The organism is Pseudomonas sp. TJI-51 (assembly GCF_000190455.2).
Lineage (GTDB): Bacteria > Pseudomonadota > Gammaproteobacteria > Pseudomonadales > Pseudomonadaceae > Aquipseudomonas > Aquipseudomonas juntendi.
In genome coordinates this window covers 45,400-67,440 of record NZ_AEWE02000045.1, presented here as the reverse complement: position 1 = coordinate 67,440, position 22,041 = coordinate 45,400, and the positions used below count along the sequence as shown (strand labels likewise).

General features: G+C 64.5%; 20 protein-coding genes. 16 read left to right on the top strand and 4 right to left on the bottom strand.

Going from position 1 to position 22,041, the window contains the following annotated elements; all coding sequences use genetic code 11:
- Positions 1-75: 75 nt before the first annotated feature.
- From G1E_RS10430 to G1E_RS10400, 7 genes are all read left to right on the top strand, one after another.
- Positions 76-1,131: an ATP-NAD kinase family protein gene (locus tag G1E_RS10430; protein WP_047149809.1), complete on the top strand. Its 1,056-nt coding sequence runs from the start codon at positions 76-78 to the stop codon at positions 1,129-1,131.
- A 22-nt stretch (positions 1,132-1,153) separates the two neighbouring features.
- The gene (locus G1E_RS10425) at positions 1,154-2,131 is read left to right on the top strand and encodes a thiamine pyrophosphate-dependent dehydrogenase E1 component subunit alpha (RefSeq protein WP_009685757.1); all 978 of its coding nucleotides are present in this window, start codon (positions 1,154-1,156) and stop codon (positions 2,129-2,131) included.
- Between the two features lie 33 nt (positions 2,132-2,164).
- Positions 2,165-3,187: an alpha-ketoacid dehydrogenase subunit beta gene (locus tag G1E_RS10420; protein WP_009685756.1), complete on the top strand. Its 1,023-nt coding sequence runs from the start codon at positions 2,165-2,167 to the stop codon at positions 3,185-3,187.
- Entirely contained in the window at positions 3,184-4,290 is a 1,107-nt protein-coding gene (locus G1E_RS10415) for an acetoin dehydrogenase dihydrolipoyllysine-residue acetyltransferase subunit (protein WP_009685755.1), read from the top strand. Before G1E_RS10420 ends, G1E_RS10415 begins: the two co-directional genes overlap by 4 nt.
- Positions 4,291-4,342: 52 nt before the next feature.
- The gene (locus tag G1E_RS10410; protein ID WP_232961674.1) at positions 4,343-5,407 is read left to right on the top strand and encodes a 2,3-butanediol dehydrogenase; all 1,065 of its coding nucleotides are present in this window, start codon (positions 4,343-4,345) and stop codon (positions 5,405-5,407) included.
- Between the two features lie 309 nt (positions 5,408-5,716).
- Positions 5,717-7,450 carry a C13 family peptidase gene (locus G1E_RS10405; RefSeq protein WP_047149807.1) on the top strand — a complete coding sequence of 578 codons (1,734 nt, stop codon included), beginning with the start codon at positions 5,717-5,719 and terminating at the stop codon, positions 7,448-7,450.
- 27 nt (positions 7,451-7,477) lie between these two features.
- Positions 7,478-8,122: an oxidoreductase gene (locus tag G1E_RS10400; protein WP_009685749.1), complete on the top strand. Its 645-nt coding sequence runs from the start codon at positions 7,478-7,480 to the stop codon at positions 8,120-8,122.
- Positions 8,123-8,280: 158 nt separating this feature from the next.
- Here G1E_RS10400 and G1E_RS10395 read toward each other — a convergent pair whose 3' ends face one another.
- From G1E_RS10395 to G1E_RS10380, 4 genes are all read right to left on the bottom strand, one after another.
- Positions 8,281-8,568 (bottom strand): YceK/YidQ family lipoprotein, encoded by a 288-nt coding sequence (locus tag G1E_RS10395; protein ID WP_047149806.1) that lies wholly within the window; start codon positions 8,566-8,568, stop codon positions 8,281-8,283.
- Positions 8,565-9,194 (bottom strand): flavin prenyltransferase UbiX, encoded by a 630-nt coding sequence (gene ubiX / locus G1E_RS10390; protein WP_009685747.1) that lies wholly within the window; start codon positions 9,192-9,194, stop codon positions 8,565-8,567. The genes G1E_RS10395 and ubiX overlap by 4 nt, the downstream gene beginning before the upstream one ends.
- Complete coding sequence (mpl, locus tag G1E_RS10385; protein WP_009685746.1) at positions 9,191-10,540, bottom strand: UDP-N-acetylmuramate:L-alanyl-gamma-D-glutamyl-meso-diaminopimelate ligase; 1,350 nt, start codon at positions 10,538-10,540, stop codon at positions 9,191-9,193. The genes ubiX and mpl overlap by 4 nt, the downstream gene beginning before the upstream one ends.
- A 66-nt stretch (positions 10,541-10,606) precedes the next feature.
- Positions 10,607-12,607 (bottom strand): sigma-54-dependent Fis family transcriptional regulator, encoded by a 2,001-nt coding sequence (locus tag G1E_RS10380; protein WP_047149805.1) that lies wholly within the window; start codon positions 12,605-12,607, stop codon positions 10,607-10,609.
- A gap of 255 nt (positions 12,608-12,862) precedes the next feature.
- Here G1E_RS10380 and G1E_RS10375 point away from each other — a divergent pair, with 255 nt between their 5' ends.
- The 9 genes from G1E_RS10375 (at position 12,863) to G1E_RS10335 (ending at position 22,027) form a co-directional block, all read left to right on the top strand.
- Positions 12,863-14,383, top strand: coding sequence for an aldehyde dehydrogenase family protein (locus G1E_RS10375; RefSeq protein ID WP_009685743.1), 1,521 nt, complete (start codon positions 12,863-12,865; stop codon positions 14,381-14,383).
- Positions 14,384-14,582: 199 nt separating this feature from the next.
- A complete protein-coding gene (gene eat, locus G1E_RS10370) occupies positions 14,583-16,031 on the top strand; it encodes an ethanolamine permease (protein WP_009685742.1) in 1,449 nt (482 codons plus the stop codon).
- Positions 16,032-16,077: 46 nt separating this feature from the next.
- The gene (locus tag G1E_RS10365) at positions 16,078-17,472 is read left to right on the top strand and encodes an ethanolamine ammonia-lyase subunit EutB (protein ID WP_009685741.1); all 1,395 of its coding nucleotides are present in this window, start codon (positions 16,078-16,080) and stop codon (positions 17,470-17,472) included.
- A gap of 8 nt (positions 17,473-17,480) precedes the next feature.
- A complete protein-coding gene (gene eutC / locus G1E_RS10360; protein WP_009685740.1) occupies positions 17,481-18,299 on the top strand; it encodes an ethanolamine ammonia-lyase subunit EutC in 819 nt (272 codons plus the stop codon).
- 108 nt (positions 18,300-18,407) lie between these two features.
- Positions 18,408-18,866, top strand: a complete 459-nt coding sequence (locus G1E_RS10355) for an N-acetyltransferase (protein WP_009685739.1) — start codon at positions 18,408-18,410, stop codon at positions 18,864-18,866.
- Between the two features lie 189 nt (positions 18,867-19,055).
- Entirely contained in the window at positions 19,056-19,703 is a 648-nt protein-coding gene (locus tag G1E_RS10350) for a DedA family protein (RefSeq protein WP_009685738.1), read from the top strand.
- Positions 19,704-19,712: 9 nt separating this feature from the next.
- A complete protein-coding gene (locus G1E_RS10345) occupies positions 19,713-20,528 on the top strand; it encodes a zinc-dependent peptidase (protein WP_047149804.1) in 816 nt (271 codons plus the stop codon).
- A 93-nt stretch (positions 20,529-20,621) separates the two neighbouring features.
- Positions 20,622-21,149, top strand: a complete 528-nt coding sequence (gene ppa / locus G1E_RS10340; RefSeq protein ID WP_009685735.1) for an inorganic diphosphatase — start codon at positions 20,622-20,624, stop codon at positions 21,147-21,149.
- A 176-nt stretch (positions 21,150-21,325) separates the two neighbouring features.
- Complete coding sequence (locus G1E_RS10335) at positions 21,326-22,027, top strand: XRE family transcriptional regulator (protein WP_047149803.1); 702 nt, start codon at positions 21,326-21,328, stop codon at positions 22,025-22,027.
- Positions 22,028-22,041 lie beyond the last annotated feature (14 nt).

Genomic DNA, 22,041 nt, shown 5'->3' with positions numbered 1-22,041 from the left:
GCCCCTTCGGCGCCCTTGGGCAAAGCTGGCACCGCCCTTGCTCCTGTCTTGGCAAACAAGAATACGAGGTGCGCCATGCCGCTACCCGCCCCGCTTGTCGGGATCATTGCCAACCCTGCCTCCGGCCGTGACCTGCGCCGCCTGACGGCCAGCGCCGGGCTCTATTCGAGCACCGACAAGGCTTCGGCAATCCAGCGCCTGCTGGCCGCCTTCGGCGCCACCGGCATCGGCCAGGTGCTGCTGCCCAGCGACATGACCGGCATCGCCGCCGCCGTGCTCAAGGCCAGCCACGGCCCGGCTGCGCTCGACCAGCACTGGCCAGCCATCGAAATACTCGACCTGCCGTTGTCGCAGACCGTAGCCGACACCCGCCTGGCCACCCGACGCATGGTCGAGCGCGGTGTGGCGCTGATCGCCGTGCTGGGGGGCGATGGCACCCACAAGGCCGTCGCCGCCGAGGCGCAAGATGTGCCACTGCTGACCCTATCCACCGGCACCAACAATGCCTTCCCCGAACTGCGCGAGGCCACCAGCGCCGGCCTTGCCGGTGGCCTGCTGGCCACCGGCCGGGTACCGGCCAGCATTGGCCTGCGCCGCAACAAGCGCCTGGTGGTGACAGTGCCGCAGCAGCAACTGGCCGAATGGGCCCTGGTGGAAGTGGCAGTGTCACCGCAGCGTTTCATCGGCGCCCGCGCACTCAGCCGCCGCGAAGACCTTGCCGAAGTTTTCGCCTGCTTCGCCGAACCGCATGCCATCGGCCTGTCGGCGCTGTGTGGCCTGTGGTGCCCGGTGTCGCGCCAGGCCCCGCACGGCGCCTGGGTTCGCCTGGCACCCGGCGCTGAACAGGCACTGCTCGCGCCGCTGGCCCCCGGCCTGCTGCAAGCCTGTGGCATCACCGCCAGCGGCACGCTGCTGCCCGATGTTGCCCACCGCCTCAGCCTGGCCAGCGGCACCCTGGCCCTGGACGGCGAGCGCGAAATCGAATTCGCCGAACACGACACCCCCACCATCACCCTCGACCACCGTGGCCCGCTCAGTGTGGACGTCGAGGCCGTGCTGGCGCATGCCGCCCGTCACCACCTGCTGGCCGTGCCTCGCGGCCATCGACTGCACCCTGCAAACCCGTGTTGAGACAACCCCGGAGAACAACAACATGTCCAATCAACTCAGTACCGAACAACTGCTGCATGCCTATGAAGTGATGCGCACCATCCGCGCCTTTGAAGAACGCCTGCACGTGGAGTTCGCCACTGGCGAAATCCCCGGTTTCGTGCACCTCTACGCCGGCGAAGAGGCCTCGGCTGCCGGGGTCATGGCCCACCTGCGCGACAGCGACTGCATCGCCTCGACCCATCGCGGCCATGGCCATTGCATCGCCAAGGGCGTGGATGTGTACGGCATGATGGCCGAAATCTACGGCAAGAAGACCGGCGTATGCGGTGGCAAGGGTGGCTCGATGCACATTGCCGACCTGGAGAAAGGCATGCTCGGGGCAAACGGTATCGTCGGTGCCGGCGCCCCCCTGGTGGCCGGCGCAGCACTGGCGGCCAAGCTCAAGGGGCGCGACGACGTGGCGGTAGCGTTCTTCGGCGACGGGGCCTCCAACGAAGGCGCGGTATTCGAAGCCATGAACATGGCGTCGATCATGAACCTGCCGTGCGTCTTCGTCGCCGAGAACAATGGCTACGCCGAAGCCACCGCCTCCAACTGGTCGGTGGCCTGCGACCACATCGCCGACCGCGCGGCCGGCTTCGGCATGCCCGGGGTGACCATCGACGGCTTCGATTTCTTTGCCGTGTACGAGGCCGCCGGTGCGGCCATCGAGCGCGCCCGCTCCGGGCAAGGGCCATCGCTGGTCGAGGTCAAGCTCAGCCGCTACTACGGCCATTTCGAGGGCGACGCGCAAACCTACCGCGCGGCGGATGAAGTCAAGAACCTGCGCGAATCGCGCGACTGCCTGATGCAGTTCCGCGACAAGACCACCCGCGCCGGCCTGCTCACGGCCCAGCAGCTGGACGCCATCGACGCACGCGTCGAGGACCTGATCGAAGACGCTGTGCGCCGCGCCAAGTCCGACCCCAAGCCACTGCCCGCCGACCTGCTCAGCGATGTCTACGTCGCCTACCCCTGAGCCGCGCATTACAAGAACAACAGGAGAACCACCATGGCAAGAAAGATCAGCTACCAGCAGGCCATCAACGAAGCACTGGCCCAGGAAATGCGCCGCGACGACAGTGTGTTCATCATTGGCGAGGACGTTGCCGGCGGTGCCGGGGCGCCCGGTGAGGAAGACGCCTGGGGTGGCGTGCTGGGCGTGACCAAAGGCCTGTACCACCAGTTCCCGGGCCGAGTACTGGACGCTCCCCTGTCGGAAATCGGCTACGTCGGCGCAGCGGTCGGTGCCGCCACCCAGGGCCTGCGCCCGGTGTGCGAGCTGATGTTCGTGGACTTCGCCGGCTGCTGCCTGGACCAGATACTCAACCAGGCCGCCAAGTTTCGCTACATGTTCGGCGGCAAGGCAGTCACCCCGCTGGTGATGCGCACCATGTACGGCGCAGGCCTGCGCGCAGCGGCCCAGCATTCGCAAATGCTCACCTCGCTGTGGACGCACATTCCAGGCCTGAAGGTGGTGTGCCCATCCTCGCCCTACGACGCCAAGGGGCTATTGATTCAGGCGATCCGCGACAACGACCCGGTGATCTTCTGCGAGCACAAGCTGCTCTACAGCATGCAGGGCGAGGTGCCGGAAGAGGTGTACACGGTCCCCTTCGGCGAAGCCAACTTCCTGCGTGATGGCGATGACGTGACCCTGGTCACCTACGGGCGCATGGTGCATGTAGCCCTGGAGGCCGCCAACAACCTGGCCCGCCAGGGCATCGACTGCGAAGTACTGGACCTGCGCACCACCAGCCCGCTGGACGAAGACAGCATTCTGGAAAGCGTGGAAAAAACCGGCCGCCTGGTAGTCATCGACGAAGCCAACCCGCGCTGCTCGATGGCCACCGATATCAGTGCCCTGGTGGCGCAGAAGGCTTTCGCTGCGCTCAAGGGCCCGATCGAGATGGTCACCGCACCGCACACCCCGGTGCCGTTCTCCGACGCCCTGGAAGACCTGTACATCCCTGACGCGGCGAAGATCGAGGCCGCCGTGCGCAAAGTGATCGAAGCTGCAAGGAGTGCCGCATGAGCCAGATCCATACCCTGACCATGCCCAAGTGGGGCCTGTCGATGACCGAGGGCCGGGTAGACACCTGGCTCAAGCAGGAAGGCGACCCGATCACCAAAGGCGACGAGGTGCTGGACGTCGAGACCGACAAGATCAGCAGCAGTGTCGAGGCCCCGTTCAGCGGTGTGCTGCGCCGCCAGGTGGCCAGGCCGGATGAAACCCTGCCGGTGGGCGCACTGCTGGCCGTGGTGGTGGAAGGCGAAGCCGAAGAGGCCGAGATCGATGCCGTGGTGCAGCGCTTCCAGGCCGAGTTCGTCGCCGAAGGCGGCGCCGACCAAGCCCAGGGCCCAGCCCCGCAAAAGGCTGAAGTGGGCGGCCGCCTGCTGCGCTGGTTCGAGCTGGGTGAAGGCGGCACGCCGTTGGTGCTGGTGCACGGCTTTGGCGGCGACCTTAACAACTGGCTGTTCAACCACCCGGCGCTGGCGGCCGAGCGGCGAGTGATCGCCCTTGATCTGCCGGGGCATGGCGAGTCGGCCAAGGCCCTGCAGCGCGGCGATCTGGATGAACTGAGCGAGAGCGTGCTGGCCCTGCTTGACCACCTGGGCATTGCCAAGGCGCACCTGGGGGGGCATTCGATGGGCGGTGCAGTCAGCCTGAACCTGGCGCGCCTGGCACCGCAGCGGGTGGCCAGCCTGAGCCTGGTGGCCAGTGCCGGCCTGGGTGAAGCGATCAACGGGCAATACCTGCAAGGCTTCGTCAGCGCAGCCAACCGCAATGCCCTGAAGCCACAGATGGTGCAGCTGTTCGCCGACCCGGCGCTGGTCACCCGGCAGATGCTGGAAGACATGCTCAGGTTCAAGCGCCTGGAAGGCGTTGACCAGGCCCTGCAGCAATTGGCTGCGGCACTGGCCGAAGGCGACCGCCAACGCCACGACCTGCGTGGCGTGCTGGGGCAGCACCCGGCGCTGGTGGTGTGGGGCGGCAAGGACGCGATCATCCCGGCCAGCCATGCCGAAGGGTTGGAGGCCGAAGTACTGGTGCTGCCCGAAGCCGGCCATATGGTGCAGATGGAGGCGGCCGACCAGGTCAACCAGCAATTGCTCGCATTCCTGCGCAAGCACTGAACCTATTCCGTGAGCCTGGAGAACAACCATGAATGACTTGAGCCACACTCACATGCGCGCTGCCGTATGGCATGGCCGCAACGACATTCGCGTAGAACAGGTCCCCCTGCCAGCCGACCCGGCGCCGGGCTGGGTGCAGATCAAGGTCGACTGGTGCGGCATTTGCGGCTCCGACCTGCATGAGTACGTCGCCGGGCCGGTATTCATCCCGGTCGAGGCGCCGCACCCGCTGACCGGCATCCAGGGCCAGTGCATCCTCGGCCACGAATTCTGTGGTCAGATCGCCAAACTGGGTGAAGGCGTCGAAGGCTTTGCCGTCGGTGACCCGGTGGCTGCAGACGCCTGCCAGCATTGCGGCACCTGCTACTACTGTACCCGTGGCCTGTACAACATCTGTGAACGCCTGGCCTTCACCGGCCTGATGAACAACGGCGCCTTCGCCGAGTGGGTCAATGTGCCGGCGAACCTGCTGTACCGCTTGCCGCAGGGCTTTCCGGCAGAGGCTGGCGCGCTGATCGAGCCGCTGGCGGTGGGCATGCATGCGGTGAAGAAGGCCGGCAGCTTGCTGGGCCAGACCGTGGTGGTGGTGGGCGCCGGCACCATCGGCCTGTGCACCATCATGTGCGCCAAGGCAGCCGGTGCGGCGCAGGTAATTGCGCTGGAAATGTCATCTGCGCGCAAGGCCAAGGCCAGGGAAGTCGGCGCCAGCGTGGTGCTCGACCCGAGCCAGTGCGATGCCCTGGCAGAGATTCGCGCGCTTACCGGCGGCCTGGGGGCGGATGTGAGCTTCGAGTGCATCGGCAACAAGCACACGGCCAAACTGGCCATCGACACCATCCGTAAGGCCGGCAAGTGCGTGCTGGTAGGCATTTTTGAAGAGCCCAGCGAATTCAACTTCTTCGAACTGGTATCCACCGAGAAGCAGGTGCTGGGGGCATTGGCGTACAACGGCGAATTTGCCGATGTCATTGCCTTTATTGCAGACGGGCGGCTGGACATTCGCCCGCTGGTGACCGGGCGGATCGGGCTGGAGCAGATTGTCGAGCTGGGGTTTGAGGAACTGGTGAACAACAAGGAGGAAAACGTGAAGATCATCGTGTCACCAGGCGGGCATTGATTGCACCTCAACCTGTGGCACCGGCTTCGCCGGTGTTCGCGGGCACGCCCGCTCCCACAGGGGTTGCGCCAGCTTTTAAGACAGGTATAGGCCCACAAGCGGCACAAAGCCTGTAGGAGCGGCCTTGTGTCGCGATGGGGCGCGAAGCGGCCCCGGCGATATCTGCAGCGAAGCTGAAATCGTGGGGCCGCTGCGCGGCCCATCGCGACGCAAGGCCGCTCCTACAGGGATGTGCATCAGCGCAGGCGCTCGCTGTTTCAGGATCCCATTCTGCGTCATAATCGGCAGACCTATTGCCCGGTTCTCGCCATGCGTCCACTGCTCCCCATTACCCTGGTCCTGCTGCTCGCCGCCTGTGGCGATGGCGAATCGTTGCTGCCGCCGGATGCCCGCCTGCCCGACGGTGGGCGCTACCGGGGCCAGGTGGTCGATGGCCTGCTGCAGGGTGAGGGGCGAATCGACTATCCCAACGGCAGCTGGTATGCCGGCACCTTCAAGGACGGCCAGTGGCATGGCCAGGGCGAATGGCACGGCCAGAACGGCGAGGTGTACCGCGGCCAGTTCGCCGCAGGGCTGTTCGAGGGGCTGGGCGATTTGACCACACCGGGCAGCCACTATGCCGGCACGTTCAAGCACGGCCGCCGCGATGGCGAAGGTACCCTCAAGCAAGCCGACCAAACCTACCGCGGCCAATTCAAGGACGACCTGTACGACGGCGCCGGCGAGCTGGTGCTGGCCGACGGCAGCCGTTACCAGGGCCTGTTCGCCAAGGGCAAGCCCAACGGCGCGGGGGTGCGCAGCGACGCCAGCGGTAACCGGTTCAGCGGCCATTTCAGCAATGGCCAACTGCAAGGCAGCGGCACCTACGACAGCGTCGATGGCGAGCAGTACATCGGCGAGTTCAAGGACAACCGTATTGAAGGCCGTGGCCGCTACGAGAGTGCCGATGGCGATGTTTGGATCGGCCAATTCAAGGACGGCTCGCTGATCGGCGAAGGTGAATTGCTGGGCAGCGACGGCAGCCATTACAAAGGCACGTTCGCCGACTGGCGGCTGTCTGGCCAAGGCAGCTTGCAACTGGCCGCCGGCAGCCAGTACGTAGGCGGCTTCCTCAACGATGCCTACAACGGCAAGGGGCGCCTGATCCTGCCCAACGGCAAGGTCGAAAGCGGCGTGTGGGCCAACGGGGTGCGCGTGCGCGACCAGCATGGCACGCTGCTGCCCGACCCGCTTGACCTGGCCCTGCTCAACCAGGGCCGGCTACTGCAACAGGCGCTGGCCGCAGTGCCGCGCTCGGCCCCGCCGATTCAGCTGTACAGCCTGGTGGTGGGCGGTGATGGCCAACAGAGTGTGTTCCTGCGTGAAGCCGACTACGTCAGCAACATGCTCAAGGTACGCTTTGGCGCCCGCGGCCAGGTGACCCTGGTCAACCACCGCGACCACCTGGCCAACCGCCCCATGGCAACCCGCGAGAACCTCACCCGTGCCGCCCGCACCCTGGCCGAGCGCAGCGGCCCGGAAGACCTGGTGTTCATCTACCTCACCAGCCACGGCAGCGCAGACCACCAGCTGGTGCTCGACCAACCCCGCCTGCAACTGGCCGACTTGTCCGCCGACGAGCTGGCAACGGCCCTTGCGCCGCTGAAGGATCGCGACAAGGTCATTGTCATCTCGGCCTGCTATTCAGGGGGGTATATCGCCCCGCTGAAAGATGAGCGTACCCTGATCATGACTGCCGCACGCGCCGACCGTGTCTCCTTCGGTTGCTCGGAGGAAGCTGATTTCACCTACTTTGGCGAAGCCCTGTTCGCCCAGGCCCTGAACCAGACCGACGACCTGAAACAGGCGTTTGAACTGGCACGCGGCAGTGTTGCCGAAAGGGAACAAAGGGAAGGTTTCGACGCCTCTGAGCCTCAGTTGTGGGCGCCGCCGGCGGTGCTTGAGCATTGGCAGCAACTGCGCCGGCAACAGGCCGAAGAAGCATTGCGCAACACGAACCAGGCCAAGGTGGGCGCACAGGCAAAAAACCCGGGCAACCACTAGACTTGGGTGTAACAAGGGAGAGACATCATGTACTTGACGCCTCAGCATGTCCTGCTTGCCGGTGCCACCGGCCTCACCGGTGAACACCTGCTCGACCGCCTGCTCAACGAGCCCACCATCACCCGCGTGCTGGCCCCGACCCGCCGGCCGTTGGCCGAACATCCGCACCTGGAAAACCCGGTGGGTGACCCGGCAGTGTTCCTGCCGCAGCTGGCCGGCAGGGTCGACGTTGCCTATTGCTGCCTGGGCACCACCCTCAAACAGGCCGGCTCCGAGTCGGCGTTCCGCGCGGTGGACCTGGACATGGTGGTGGCGTTCAGCAAACGGGCCCGGGAAATGGGCGCACGGCATTTGCTGGTGGTCAGTGCCTTGGGCGCCGACCCGAAATCATCGATTTTCTACAATCGGGTGAAGGGCGAGATGGAAGAGGCGCTCAAAGCGCAGGATTGGCCGCAACTGACCATCGTGCGGCCGTCTCTGCTGTTGGGCGAGCGCATCAAGCCGCGGCTGGCAGAGCAGTTGGTTTCACCGTTGTCCCGGCTGATTCCGGGCAAATACCGAGGGATCGAGGCCTGCACCCTGGCCCGTGCGCTATGGCGCCTGGCCCTTGAGGAAGAAGACGGGGTGCGGATCGTGGAGTCGGATGAACTGCGCAAGCTGGGCAAGAAGTAAGCCGCAAGCATTGCACGGTACCTGTGGGAGCGGCCTTGCGTCGCGAAAGGGCCGCGCAGCGGCCCCGGATTTCAGCTTTTGCACAAACATGGCTGGGGCCGCTTTGCGGCCCATTCGCGACGCAAGGCCGCTCCCACACCACAGGACCGTGCAACCCCTCACAGCCCCCCTGTGGCCTGGAAGCCTACACCAGCAGCAGTCAGCAAGGACAACGGCAGCAACAGGGGATCAAGCAGCATGCTACCTGGCAGGTCCAGCCCCGGATAGCTCGGGGCTTGAGCCCCAAACCGATCCTGCGGGCAGCAACCACCGTTGATCACATACAGATCCAGACGCGTACCGGCATACACCACCGGCCCCCCCGGCTTGTTGGCATCCAGCGTGCGCACCGTGGCACAACCACTGAGCAACCCCAGCGCCAGCAAGCCGGCCAGCGCCCGTTTCAATCATCCACCCCGAAATGGTGCTCGCCCCAACGCGGCAGCATGTCCTGGGGAATGTTCAGCAGGTTGAGAATGCGCGCCACAACGAAGTCGACCAGGTCGTCGATGGTTTGCGGCTGGTGATAGAAGCCCGGCGCCGCCGGCAGAATCACCGCGCCCATCTGCGACAACTTGAGCATGTTCTCCAGGTGAATGGTGGAGAATGGCGCTTCGCGGGGCACCAGAATCAACTGGCGGCGCTCCTTGAGGGTCACGTCGGCTGCGCGCTCGATCAGGTTGTTGCAGGCCCCGGTGGCAATCGCCGACAAGGTGCCGGTGGAACACGGCACCACCACCATCGCTGCTGGCGCGCCCGAGCCCGAGGCCACTGGCGACATCCAGTCTTCCTTGCCATACACGCGGATCTGCCCATCGGCAGCACCGGTGTATTCGGTGAGGAAGGCCTGCATCGCCTGGGGCTTGGCCGGCAGCAGCACATCGGTCTCGGTGGCCATTACCAGTTGCGCCGCCTTGGAGATCAGAAAATGCACCTCGCGGTCCTCGCGCACCAGGCAATCGAGCAGGCGCAGGCCGTACTGGGCGCCTGAAGCGCCCGTCATGGCCAGGGTAACGCGTTCCGGCCCGTTCACTTCAGCGCCTCGGCCAGCTTGCCATGCAGGCCGCCGAAGCCGCCGTTGCTCATGATCACCACGTGGGTGCCCGGGCGGGCCTGGCCCTTGATGCGTTCGATGATCGCTTCGAGGCTGTCGGCAACCACACTCGGTACCTTGCACTGCGCAGCAGTCGCAGCGAGGTCCCAGCCCAGGTTGGCCGGCGCGTACCAAATCACTTGGTCGGCGTCGTTGACGCTTTCTGGCAGGCCATCGCGGTGTGCACCCAACTTCATCGAGTTGGAGCGCGGTTCGATTACCGCGATCACCGGCGCCTCGCCAACGCGCTTGCGCAGGCCGTCGAGGGTAGTAGCGATGGCAGTAGGATGGTGAGCGAAGTCATCGTAGATCGTCACGCCCTGCACTTCGGCAACCTTCTCCATGCGCCGCTTGACGCTCTTGAAGGCGCAGAGGCCCTCGATGCCCATGGCCGGCACCACGCCGACATGGCGGGCGGCTGCCAGGGTAGCCAGGGCGTTGGCGACGTTGTGCTGACCGGTCAGCGCCCAGTCCACCACACCTTGCGCCTGGCCCTCGAACAGCACTTCGAAACGCGAGCCATCGGCGCTGAGCAGGCGGGCCTGCCACTGGCCACCTTCACCCGTGGTGTGTACTGGGGTCCAGCAGCCCATGCCGATGACCCGCTCCAGCGCTTGTTCGGTGGTCGGGTGGATCACCAGGCCTTCGCTGGGGATGGTACGCACCAGGTGGTGGAACTGCCGCTCGATCGAGGCCAGGTCCGGGAAAATGTCTGCGTGATCGAACTCAAGGTTGTTGAGGATCGCAGTGCGCGGGTGGTAGTGCACGAACTTTGAACGCTTGTCGAAGAAGGCACTGTCGTACTCGTCGGCTTCGACCACGAAGAACGGCGTAGCCCCCAGGCGGGCCGACACCGAGAAGTTCTGCGGTACACCGCCAATCAGGAAGCCCGGGCTCATGCCGGCGTGCTCCAGCACCCAGGCCAGCATGCTGCTGGTGGTGGTTTTGCCGTGGGTACCGGCCACGGCCAGCACCCAACGGCCTTGCAGCACGTGGTCGGCCAGCCACTGCGGGCCAGAAACATAAGGCAGGCCCTTGTTCAGCACGTATTCAACCGCCGGGTTGCCGCGCGACATGGCGTTGCCGATCACCACCAGGTCGGGCGCCGGCTCCAGTTGAGCCGGGTCGTAGCCTTGGGTCAGCTCGATGCCCTGGGCTTCGAGCTGCGTGCTCATCGGCGGGTAGACGTTGGCGTCCGAACCGGTCACGCGATGGCCAAGCTCCTTGGCCAGCACTGCCAGCGAGCCCATGAAAGTGCCGCAAATACCGAGAATGTGAATATGCATGGTCGACCTCGCAAAACATCGAGGCAGGGTAGCCCAGGGCGCGACAAATCGCACCCGCTGTTTCGCTCAGTCGCCCCGGGTGATGCCGTGTTTGCGCAGTTTTCGATACAAGGTATTGCGGCTGATGCCCAAGTGTTCGGCGACACGGGTGAGGTGCCAGTGTTTTGCCTGCAGCACCTCAATGAGCGCTTGCCGTTCTGCGTCCTGCAACACCTCGGTACCCTCACCTGGTCCATTGTCGGACCTGTGGGAGCGGGCGAGCCCGCGAACCGGGGCAACGCCCTCGCCTTGTGTCGACTGGGCAGGCGGTTTCGCGGGCGCGCCCGCTCCCACAGACCCGGTGTGGCTGCGCACAATGGCAGGGAGATCCGGGAAAGTGATGCGGGCACCTTCGCAAAGCGCCACCAGGGTACGCAGCACGTTGCGCATCTGCCGCACGTTGCCCGGCCAGGCGAAGTCCAGCAGCGCCTGGCGCGCCCTCGGTTCGATGTCGATCAGTTGGCCCTGCGCCTCCTGGCGCAGCAGGAAGTCCAGCAACTGCGCCTTGTCACTGCGCTCGCGTACGGCCGGCAATGCCACTTCCAGGCCATTGAGGCGGTAATACAGGTCTTCACGGAAAGTGCCCTGCTCGACCCGCTGCAGCAGGTCACGGTGGGTAGCGCTGACAATGCGCACGTCGACTGCCTGTGGCTCCCCGCCGATCGGCACTACCTGACGCTCCTCCAGCACGCGCAGCAGGCGTGTCTGCAGGGCCAGGGGCATGTCACCGATCTCGTCCAACAGCAAGGTGCCACCATCGGCTTGCAACAGCTTGCCGCGCATGCCTTCCTTGCGCGCACCGGTGAAGCTGCCACCGCGGTAGCCGAACAGCTCGCTCTCGATCAGGCTTTCAGGGATCGAGGCACAGTTGATGGCCACGAAGGGTTGGCTGCGGCGCTCACTGGCCTGGTGCACGGCCTGGGCAAAGGCCTCTTTACCGCAGCCGGTCTCGCCGCGCAGCAGCAGTGGCACATCGCGCTCGAACACCCGCACACTGCGGCGGAAATCATTCTGCAACGCCGGGTCGAGCAGGCATACCAGCGGCTCTGCAACACGCGTGGGCCGCGGCTGGGCCACGGGCACCGACCATACAGGCGCGCGCGCCTGCCCGCGCAGGCTGGCGAACACCTGGCGGCCGTCCAGGGTGCGCAGCGGCCAGGCCGTGCTGCCCCCGGGCGTGGCGCGGCCGAACAGCTCATCGTGGCTGCAGGCAAAAAACCGCTCCAACGGCTGGCCCAGCACACCACTGCGTACGCTGCCCAGCAGGTTCAGGGCGCTCTGGTTGGCCGCGCAGATCCGGCCATCACCGTCGAAGGCCAGCAGGCCCTCGCTGAACAGGCCAACCGACTCCGCCTGCAGGTGAAAACGCAGCAGCCACTGCTGCTCGAAATGGCGCAGGAAGTAGCAGCTTTCGATCATCTTGGCCGACAGGTTGACCAAGGCCATGGTATGGAACTGGCTTTGTCGTGAAACGTCGGGGCGTGCCGAGGAGACGTCGAGCACCGCCAGCAACTCGCCATGGGGGTCGAACACCGGGCTGGCCGAGCACGTAAGCCCGGTGTGGCGGCCGCGGAAGTGCTCGTTCTGGTGGATGGTCAGCGCCTGGCGCTCGACCAGGCAGGTGCCGATGCCATTGGTGCCTTCACGCGCCTCGCTCCAGTCGGCGCCCAGCCACAGCCCGGCATGCTCGAAGCTGCGCCGCTCGCTGGCCGCGCTGACGCAATTGAGGATCACCCCGCGGGCATCGGTCAGCAACACCGCATGGCCGGCCCCGGAGAGCTGCTGGTGCAGGCTGTTCATTTCGTGGTCGGCGATCTGCAGCACCTGGCGCAAGCGCTCGCGGCTTTCCAGCAAGCGCCCGTGCTCGAGCACCACCGGCGCCTCGATCACCGTTGGGTCGAGGTGGTAGTCCTCCAGGCAACGCAGCCAGGAGCGGGCAATGGAGGGGTCGCTGACGCCCTCGCCAGCACCACCATGGGCCACAGTGTGGACCTGCCGGGCATGGCGGCTGAAGTGATTGCTCTGCATTGTTGTAGTTCTCGGCAGATAGAGCGTGCCACCAGCATCCTCCACCGGCGAAGGCATTGCAATGCACCCACGGGTGACGTGTCGTGAACGGCACAAAATGTCACCCCCAGGCGTACCGCAACCGGCACAGGCTGGCTGCCAAGTGCCCGCCACATCCGCCCAAGCCATTGATTTTACGGGTGCCGCCCATGCTGGCCTAACCTTTGCTCTACGCTTTCCAACTCCCTAACAAACACAATAGCCAGGAGACACACCATGCGTTACGCACATCCCGGTACCGAAGGCGCGAAGGTTTCCTTCAAGAACCGCTACGGTAACTACATCGGTGGTGAGTTCGTTCCTCCGGTAAAGGGTGAATACTTCACCAACACGTCCCCGGTGAACGGCCAGCCGATTGCCGAATTCCCCCGCTCAACTGCCGAAGACATCGACAAGGCACTGGACGCTGCCCACGCTGCCGCCGACGCCTGGGGCCGCACCTCGGTGCAGGACCGCTCCAATGTGCTGTTGAAAATCGCCGACCGCATCGAGCAGAACCTCGAACTGCTGGCCATTACCGAAACCTGGGACAACGGCAAACCGATCCGCGAAACCCTGAATGCCGACATTCCGCTGGCGGTCGATCACTTCCGCTATTTCGCTGGCTGCATTCGTGCACAAGAAGGTGGCGCCGCCGAAATCAACGAAGGCACCGTGGCCTACCACATCCACGAACCGCTGGGCGTGGTCGGGCAGATCATCCCGTGGAACTTCCCGATCCTGATGGCCGCCTGGAAGCTTGCACCGGCCCTGGCCGCTGGCAACTGCGTGGTGCTCAAGCCGGCCGAACAGACCCCGCTGGGCATCACCGTGCTGCTGGAAGTGATCGGTGACCTGCTGCCCAAAGGCGTGCTCAACGTGGTGCAGGGCTATGGCCGCGAAGCAGGTGAAGCGCTGGCGACCAGCAAGCGCATCGCCAAGATTGCCTTCACCGGCTCTACCCCGGTTGGCTCGCACATCATGAAATGCGCCGCCGAAAACATCATCCCGTCTACCGTGGAACTGGGCGGCAAGTCGCCGAACGTGTACTTCGAAGACATCATGCAAGCCGAGCCGAGCTTCATCGAGAAAGCGGCCGAAGGCATGGTGCTGGCTTTCTTCAACCAGGGCGAAGTGTGCACCTGCCCATCCCGCGCGCTGGTGCAGGAGTCGATCTACCCGCAGTTCATGGAAGTGGTGATGAAGAAGGTGCTGCAGATCAAGCGCGGCGACCCTCTGGACACCGACACCATGGTTGGCGCACAGGCCTCGCAGCAGCAGTTCGAGAAGATCCTCTCGTACCTCGAGATCGCCCAGCAGGAAGGTGCCGAGCTGCTGACCGGTGGCAAGGTTGAAAAACTCGAAGGCTCGCTGGCCACCGGTTACTACATCCAGCCGACCCTGCTCAAGGGCAACAACCGCATGCGCGTGTTCCAGGAGGAAATCTTCGGCCCGGTGGTCAGCGTCACCACCTTCAAGGACGAAGCCGAAGCGCTGGCGATTGCCAACGACACCGAGTTCGGCCTGGGCGCCGGCGTGTGGACCCGCGACATCAACCGCGCTTACCGCATGGGCCGCGGGATCAAGGCTGGCCGTGTATGGACCAATTGCTACCACCTGTACCCGGCGCATGCCGCGTTCGGTGGCTACAAGAAGTCCGGGGTTGGGCGTGAAACCCACAAGATGATGCTCGACCACTACCAGCAGACCAAGAACCTGCTGGTGAGCTACGACATCAACCCGTTGGGCTTCTTCTAAGCAACTAGCTGCAAGCTTCAAGCTTCAAGCTTCAAGCTTCAAGCTTCAAGCCGCAAGAATAAAGCGAATCGCCCGCCGACTCGCTTTTCTCTTGCAGCTTGCAGCTTCAGTCTTGCAGCTCCCTGGCTCGCTTCCTGCAGTACCCATCACCATCGGCGCGGACCCCTTCCGGCCACCAAGAAAAACAACAGGTGAAACTATGCCAAGCGATCAATCCGCCGGCTCGCCGGCAGGCTCTTCCGTCGACTTCGAGAAGGTCGGTTCGGACTATTTCCAGCAACGTGAATTGAAAAAAGGCGCGGCCGGCTGGGTGCTGCTGGTCGGCCTGGGGGTGGCCTATGTCATTTCCGGCGACTACGCCGGCTGGAACTTCGGCCTGGCCCAAGGTGGCTGGGGCGGCATGTTCCTCGCGACCCTGCTGATGGCCACCATGTACTTGTGCATGTGCTTCTCGCTGGCCGAGCTTTCCTCGATGATCCCGACCGCTGGCGGTGGCTACGGCTTTGCCCGCAGCGCCTTCGGCCCCTGGGGCGGTTTCCTTACCGGCACGGCGATCCTCATCGAATACGCGATCGCCCCCGCCGCCATCGCGACCTTCATCGGCGCCTACTGCCAGTCGTTGTTCGGCATTGGCGGCTGGATGATCTACCTGGCGTTCTACGTGGTGTTCATCGGCATCCACATCTTCGGGGTGGGCGAAGCACTGAAGTTGATGTTCATCATCACGGCCATCGCCGCCATTGCCCTGGCGGTGTTCCTGGTGGCCATGGTGCCCCATTTCGATGCAGCCAACCTGTTCGACATCGCCAAAACGGACGCTGTCGGCGCCAGCAGCTTCCTGCCGTTCGGCTATGTCGGGGTATGGGCGGCGATCCCGTATGCCATCTGGTTCTTCCTCGCCGTCGAAGGCGTGCCGCTGGCCGCCGAAGAAACCAAGAACCCCAAGCGTGACCTGCCACGCGGCCTGATCGGCGCCATGCTGGTGCTGCTGGCCTTTGCCCTGCTGATCCTGGTGGTCGGCCCTGGCGGCGCGGGTTCCGAGGCGCTGAAAGCTTCCGGCAACCCCCTGGTCGAAGCATTGGCCAAAGCCTACGGCGGCGCTACCTGGATGGGCAGCTTCGTCAACCTGGTCGGCCTGGCCGGCCTGATCGCCAGCTTCTTCTCGATCATCTACGCCTATTCCCGGCAGATTTTCGCCCTGTCCCGCGCCGGCTACCTGCCGCGCAAGCTGTCGGAAACCAACAAGAGCAAGGCGCCGGTCATGGCCCTGGTCATTCCTGGCATCATCGGTTTTGCGCTGTCGCTGACAGGCCAGGGCGACCTGCTGATCCTGGTCGCGGTATTCGGCGCTACGCTGTCGTACGTGCTGATGATGGCCGCGCATATCACCCTGCGCATCCGCCGGCCGAAGATGGAGCGCCCGTACCGTACCCCTGGCGGCATCTTCACCTCCGGCCTGGCCCTGGTGCTGGCGTGCATCGCCGTGGTCGCCGGTTTCCTGGTGGACCCGCGCGTGGTGATTGGCGCCGCAGTGATCTATGCGGTATTAATTGCCTACTTTGCTTTCTACAGCCGCCACCACCTGGTAGCGGGCACCCCGGAAGAGGAATTCGCCGCGATCCAGCAGGCCGAAGAGGCTCTGCACTGACCGGCGCCACCCGCCGCGGGGCAACCCGCGGCTCTGGAGATTCTGTATGGCAAGTTTCGTACACACGGTCGGCCACCTGGTCTACCGCTTCGACAGCCTCAAGGATGTCATGGCCAAGGCCAGCCCGGCGCGCTCCGGGGACTACCTGGCAGGCGTTGCGGCAAGCAACGACGGCGAGCGCGTAGCCGCGCAGATGGCCTTGGCCAATATCCCGCTGACGCATTTTCTCAACGAAGCCCTGATCCCCTACGAAGCCGACGAGGTCACCCGGCTGATCATCGACAGCCATGATGCCCAGGCATTTGCGCCGGTCAGCCACCTCACCGTCGGCGGCCTGCGTGACTGGTTGCTGAGTGAAGAGGCCAACGAGGACAGCCTGCGCGCCCTGGCGCCAGGGCTGACCCCGGAAATGGCGGCGGCGGTATCGAAGATCATGCGCGTGCAGGACTTGGTGCTGGTGGCGCAAAAAATCCGTGTGGTCACCCGTTTTCGCGGCACCATGGGCCTGCGCGGGCGCCTGTCGACCCGCCTGCAGCCCAACCACCCGACCGACGAGCCGGCCGGCATTGCCGCCAGCATTCTCGACGGCCTGTTGTACGGCAACGGCGATGCCATGATCGGCATCAACCCGGCAACCGACAGCATTGCCTCGATCTGCGCCCTGCTGGAAATGCTCGATGCCATCATCCAGCGCTACGACATACCCACCCAGTCCTGCGTGCTGACCCACGTCACCACCTCCATCGAAGCGATCAACCGCGGCGTGCCGCTGGACCTGGTGTTCCAGTCCATCGCCGGTACCGAAGCGGCCAATGCCGGCTTCGGCATCAACCTGAACGTGCTGCAGGAGGGTTACGAAGCCGGCCTTTCGCTCAAGCGCGGCACCCTGGGGCAGAACCTGATGTACTTCGAAACCGGCCAGGGCAGTGCGCTGTCGGCCAATGCCCACCACGGGGTCGACCAGCAAACCTGCGAAACCCGCGCCTATGCCGTGGCCCGCCACTTCAAGCCGTTCCTGGTCAACACCGTGGTCGGTTTCATTGGCCCGGAGTACCTGTACAACGGCAAGCAGATCATCCGCGCCGGGCTCGAAGACCACTTCTGCGGCAAGTTGCTGGGCGTGCCGATGGGCTGCGACATCTGCTACACCAACCACGCCGAGGCCGACCAGGACGACATGGACACCCTGCTGACCCTGCTGGGTGTCGCCGGGATCAACTTCATCATGGGTATCCCCGGCTCCGACGACATCATGCTCAACTACCAGACCACCTCGTTCCACGACGCGCTCTACGCGCGCCAGACCCTGGGCCTGAAGCCCGGGCCGGAATTCGAGGCATGGCTGGCCCACACCGGCATCTTCACCCAGGCCGATGGCCGGGTGCGCTTCGGTGACAACCTGCCGCCGGCCTTCCGCCAGGCCTTGGCACAGCTTGCATAGGGATCACCATGGACCATCGCACCCCTACCCCTGAAAACCCTTGGCTGGCCCTGCGCACGCTGACCCCGGCGCGTATCGCCCTGGGCCGCAGCGGTACCAGCCTGCCGACCGGGGCGCAACTGGACTTCCAGTTCGCCCATGCCCAGGCCCGTGATGCCGTGCACCTGGCGTTCGACCACGCTGGCCTGGCTACCCAGCTGGCTGAACGCGGCCGGGAAAGCCTGGTGCTGCACAGCGCCGCCAGCGACCGCCACGAATATCTGCAACGGCCCGACCTGGGCCGGCGCCTGAACGAAGCATCGGTCGCCACCCTGCGCCAGCACGCCCAGGCCAACCCAGGCGGGGTCGACCTGGCCATCGTGGTTGCCGATGGCCTATCGGCGCTTGCCGTGCACCGGCATACCTTGCCGTTGCTGAGCCGGTTCGAGGAACAGGCCGCCGCCGACGGCTGGACCAGCGCACCGGTGGTGCTGGTGCAGCAGGGCCGCGTGGCAGTGGCCGATGAGGTGGGTGAACTGCTGGGCGCTCGCATGACAGTAATGCTGATCGGCGAGCGGCCCGGGCTCAGTTCGCCCGACAGCCTGGGGCTGTATTTCACCTATGCGCCAAAGGTCGGCCTGACCGATGCCTACCGCAACTGCATTTCCAACGTGCGCCTGGAGGGCTTGAGTTATGGCATGGCCGCACACCGCCTGCTGTACCTGATGCGTGAAGCCTGCCGGCGCCAGCTGTCGGGGGTGAATCTGAAGGACGAAGCCGAGGTCCATAGCATCGACAGCGAACATGGCCCCGCGCAGCGAGGCAACTTCCTGCTTGGCGAGGGCTGAACACCCTGTCATGCAAAGCGGATTGCGCCGCGGACCGGGCTTGGGGCAGCATGCCCTCGAAGCTGCTGGCAATCCGCTGTTTTCCCTAATGGACTCTGAGGGCCGCACATGCGCATCATCAAGGCAAAACTGGAACACCTCGACCTGTTGACGCCTATGTTCGTCAAATACCGTGAATTCTATGGGCAACTGCCCTACCCCGACAGCTCGCGCAGCTTCCTGGAAAAACGCCTGCAGCGGGACGAATCGGTGATCTACCTGGCGCTCCCCGATGATGACGACAACAAGCTGCTGGGCTTCTGCCAGCTGTACCCGAGCTACTCGTCGCTGTCGCTGAAGCGGGTATGGATCCTCAACGATATCTACGTGGCCGAAGACTCCCGGCGCATGCTGGTAGCCGACCACCTGATGCGCGAAGCGAAGAAAATGGCCAAGGACACCAACGCCGTGCGCATGCGGGTGTCCACAAGCAGCAACAATGACACGGCGCACAAGACCTACGAGTCCATCGGTTTTCGTGAAGATACCGAGTTCAAGAGCTACATTCTGCCCATCAATCAGGATTGACCTGCGTCCGCCCCTGCGCGGGCAAGCCCGCCCAGGGGCGGATACGGCACTACCGCGTGCAGTAACCCCCCGCTACAAACTCCCCGGGCATGATCGTCACTTAGCCGTATAATGGCACGCCTGTCATGTGTGAAAATTTACCCATCCGCCGGTAAACCGAGCCTACGCCCAAGAACACAGGTGCTGTACATGGATTTCAACCCGCTCGACCTTATCCTGCATCTCGATGCCTACCTCGATTTGCTGGTCACCAATTACGGCCCCTGGATCTACGCCATCCTGTTTACCGTGATCTTCTGTGAAACCGGGCTGGTGGTGATGCCCTTCCTGCCGGGCGATTCGTTGCTGTTCATCGCCGGCGCCGTAGCCGCAGGGGGCGGCATGGACCCGGTCTTGCTGGCCGGCCTGCTGATGGCTGCTGCAATCATGGGCGACAGCACCAACTACGTGATCGGGCGCACGGCAGGCGAACGTTTGTTCAACAACCCCAATTCGAAGATCTTCCGTCGCGATTACCTGCAGCGGACCCACGACTTCTACGAGCGCCACGGCGGCAAGACCGTGACCATGGCGCGCTTCCTGCCCATTCTGCGCACCTTCGCCCCGTTCGTGGCCGGTATTGCCCACATGCATTACCCGCGCTTCCTGGGCTTCAGCGTGGCCGGCTCGTTGCTGTGGGTAGGTGGCCTGGTCACCTTGGGCTACTTCTTCGGTAACGTGCCGTTCATCAAGCAACACCTGTCGCTGATGGTGGTGGGCATCATCATCCTGTCGTTGGTACCAATGATCCTCGGCCTGCTGCGTACCCGCCTGGGCCGCGCAGCCAAGGCGCACTGACCGGCCAGCATGTGGTCGTTCCGCGCCTGGCGGCGCAAGCGGGCCTTGGCACGCTATCCGATCACGCCACAGCAATGGCAGGCCGTTCGCGAGAGCCTGCCGATGCTGGACGGCATCACCGACGAAGAAGACCACTGGCTGCGCGAAGCCTGCATCCTGTTCCTGCTCGACAAGCACCTCACGTGCCTGCCGGGCGTTGAACTGGGCGACCAGCAGCGGCTGCTGCTCGCCGCCCAGGCGCAACTGCCACTGCTGCACCTGGGCGAACTGAACTGGTACCAGGGCTTTCACGAAATCGTGCTCTACCCCGACGACTTCAAGAGCCCGCAGCGCCACCGCGATGCCAGTGGCGTGGAGCACGTGTGGGACGGCGAGCACAGTGGCGAGGCCTGGCAGCAGGGCCCGATCATCCTGGCCTGGAACGGCGTACTGGCCAGTGGCGGCTGGGAGGCCTACAACCTGGTCATCCACGAACTGGCGCACAAGCTCGACATGCTCAATGGCGATGCCAACGGCCTGCCGCCGCTGCACAGCGGCATGCCCGTGGCCGAGTGGGCCACCGCCATGCAACAGGCCTACGACGACCTCAACCGCCAGCTCGATGCCAACCCCGACGCCGAATCCGCCATCGACCCCTATGCGGCAGAGAACCCCGCCGAGTTTTTTGCCGTCACCAGCGAATACTTCTTTAGTGCCCCCGACCTGCTCCATCAGGCCTATCCATTGGTCTATCAGCAGTTGGCGCTGTTCTACCGGCAAGACCCGCTGGCGCGCCTGCGCCGGCTTCAGGCCGAGCACCCCGACTACCGCGAAAGCCACGCCTGACGCGGCCGCACATCAGGCCAGGCGTGGCATGCCCCGGCAGAATGTGCCTATAATCGCCGCCACTTTTTTGGTCAAACACGGGGGCACTGCCCAATGAGCTACAGCAAGATTCCGGCGGGCAAAGACCTGCCGAACGACATCTACGTCGCCATCGAGATCCCGGCCAACCACGCGCCGATCAAATACGAGATCGACAAGGACAGCGACACGCTGTTCGTCGACCGCTTCATGGCTACCCCGATGTTCTACCCAGCCAACTACGGCTTCATCCCGAACACCCTGGCGGACGACGGTGATCCACTCGACGTGCTGGTCGTTACCCCGTACCCGGTCGCCCCAGGCTCGGTTATCCGCGCCCGCCCGGTTGGCGTACTGAACATGACCGACGACGGCGGCGGCGACGCCAAGGTCATCGCGGTTCCTCACGACAGGCTGTCGCAGCTGTACGTCGACGTGAAGGAATACACCGACCTGCCAGCCCTGCTGATTCAGCAGATCGAGCACTTCTTTGCCAACTACAAAGACCTCGAGAAGGGCAAGTGGGTCAAGATCGAAGGCTGGGAAGGCGCTGACGCTGCCCGTGCCGCGATCACCAAATCGGTCGCTGCCTACAAGGGCTGATACCGGTTGCAGGAAGAACCCCGCCATGGCGGGGTTTTTTTATGGCCAATCGCTGTACTCGGCGAATACTCCTACACAGCCCTACAGCTGTGCCCTACAACCAGCCACTTTTCATACAAGCCCCGTCAACATCAAGTTGATATCCTTGCTGGCACCGCGCCGCTACACTCGCTGGCATGAAGACCTCCGGTGACCGCCTCAGGGCCCTGCTTCACGAATGCGGCCTTACCCCTTCCGATTTCGCTGCCCAACGCGGCGTCACACCGCAGCACGTCAACAATTGGGTCAAGCGCGGCGTGCCCCTGGCACGGCTGGACGAAATGGCCGACCTGTTCTGTGTGCATCGCCGCTGGCTGCACACGGGCGAAGGGCCCAAGCACCCCAGCCCGATCCTGCGCAACGCCCGGCCGCGAAAGTTGCACACGCCTGCGCCGTCCCCGCTGCTGGTGGACCATGGCCGGCTGGTCAAGGTGCCGTACTACGAACTGCATGACGGCCTGCTCAGCCCAGTCGCCAGCAAACACCTGCGCCTGCCGGCAAAAGCGCTGCAGGGGTTGGGGGTTCGGGCCGACGATGCAATCAGCGTGACGATGCCCGACAGCAACATGCTGCCGCTGATCCCGCAGGAGGCGGTGCTGGTGATCGACGTGAGCATGACCCAGGTGTTCCAGGGCGAAACCTACGCCTTGCTGCACAACGGCGCGCTGCGGGTGAATACCCTCAGCCTCGGCCAACATGGCACGCTGTACCTGCACAGCCAGGACCGGCGCAACTATGCGGTTGAGCGCTATACCCCGGCGCAGCGCCAGGCGCAGGGCCTGGAAGTGCTTGGTTGGGTGTTTCACTGGTCGTATTTTCGCCAGCAGCGGCCCGGTTGAAACACCCTGTGCCA

What these genes read in the sequence shown, in the direction of transcription:
- eutC (WP_009685740.1), top strand. Translation starts at nt 17,481, where the DNA reads ATGGACCATCGCACCCCTACCCCTGAAAACCCTTGGCTGGCCCTGCGC.
- ppa (WP_009685735.1), top strand. Translation starts at nt 20,622, where the DNA reads ATGAGCTACAGCAAGATTCCGGCGGGCAAAGACCTGCCGAACGACATC.
- G1E_RS10415 (WP_009685755.1), top strand. Translation starts at nt 3,184, where the DNA reads ATGAGCCAGATCCATACCCTGACCATGCCCAAGTGGGGCCTGTCGATG.
- G1E_RS10425 (WP_009685757.1), top strand. Translation starts at nt 1,154, where the DNA reads ATGTCCAATCAACTCAGTACCGAACAACTGCTGCATGCCTATGAAGTG.
- G1E_RS10335 (WP_047149803.1), top strand. Translation starts at nt 21,326, where the DNA reads ATGAAGACCTCCGGTGACCGCCTCAGGGCCCTGCTTCACGAATGCGGC.
- G1E_RS10350 (WP_009685738.1), top strand. Translation starts at nt 19,056, where the DNA reads ATGGATTTCAACCCGCTCGACCTTATCCTGCATCTCGATGCCTACCTC.
- G1E_RS10380 (WP_047149805.1), bottom strand. Translation starts at nt 12,607, where the DNA reads ATGCAGAGCAATCACTTCAGCCGCCATGCCCGGCAGGTCCACACTGTG.
- G1E_RS10355 (WP_009685739.1), top strand. Translation starts at nt 18,408, where the DNA reads ATGCGCATCATCAAGGCAAAACTGGAACACCTCGACCTGTTGACGCCT.
- eat (WP_009685742.1), top strand. Translation starts at nt 14,583, where the DNA reads ATGCCAAGCGATCAATCCGCCGGCTCGCCGGCAGGCTCTTCCGTCGAC.
- G1E_RS10430 (WP_047149809.1), top strand. Translation starts at nt 76, where the DNA reads ATGCCGCTACCCGCCCCGCTTGTCGGGATCATTGCCAACCCTGCCTCC.
- G1E_RS10420 (WP_009685756.1), top strand. Translation starts at nt 2,165, where the DNA reads ATGGCAAGAAAGATCAGCTACCAGCAGGCCATCAACGAAGCACTGGCC.
- G1E_RS10345 (WP_047149804.1), top strand. Translation starts at nt 19,713, where the DNA reads ATGTGGTCGTTCCGCGCCTGGCGGCGCAAGCGGGCCTTGGCACGCTAT.
- G1E_RS10365 (WP_009685741.1), top strand. Translation starts at nt 16,078, where the DNA reads ATGGCAAGTTTCGTACACACGGTCGGCCACCTGGTCTACCGCTTCGAC.
- G1E_RS10405 (WP_047149807.1), top strand. Translation starts at nt 5,717, where the DNA reads ATGCGTCCACTGCTCCCCATTACCCTGGTCCTGCTGCTCGCCGCCTGT.
- G1E_RS10410 (WP_232961674.1), top strand. Translation starts at nt 4,343, where the DNA reads ATGCGCGCTGCCGTATGGCATGGCCGCAACGACATTCGCGTAGAACAG.
- G1E_RS10400 (WP_009685749.1), top strand. Translation starts at nt 7,478, where the DNA reads ATGTACTTGACGCCTCAGCATGTCCTGCTTGCCGGTGCCACCGGCCTC.
- mpl (WP_009685746.1), bottom strand. Translation starts at nt 10,540, where the DNA reads ATGCATATTCACATTCTCGGTATTTGCGGCACTTTCATGGGCTCGCTG.
- G1E_RS10375 (WP_009685743.1), top strand. Translation starts at nt 12,863, where the DNA reads ATGCGTTACGCACATCCCGGTACCGAAGGCGCGAAGGTTTCCTTCAAG.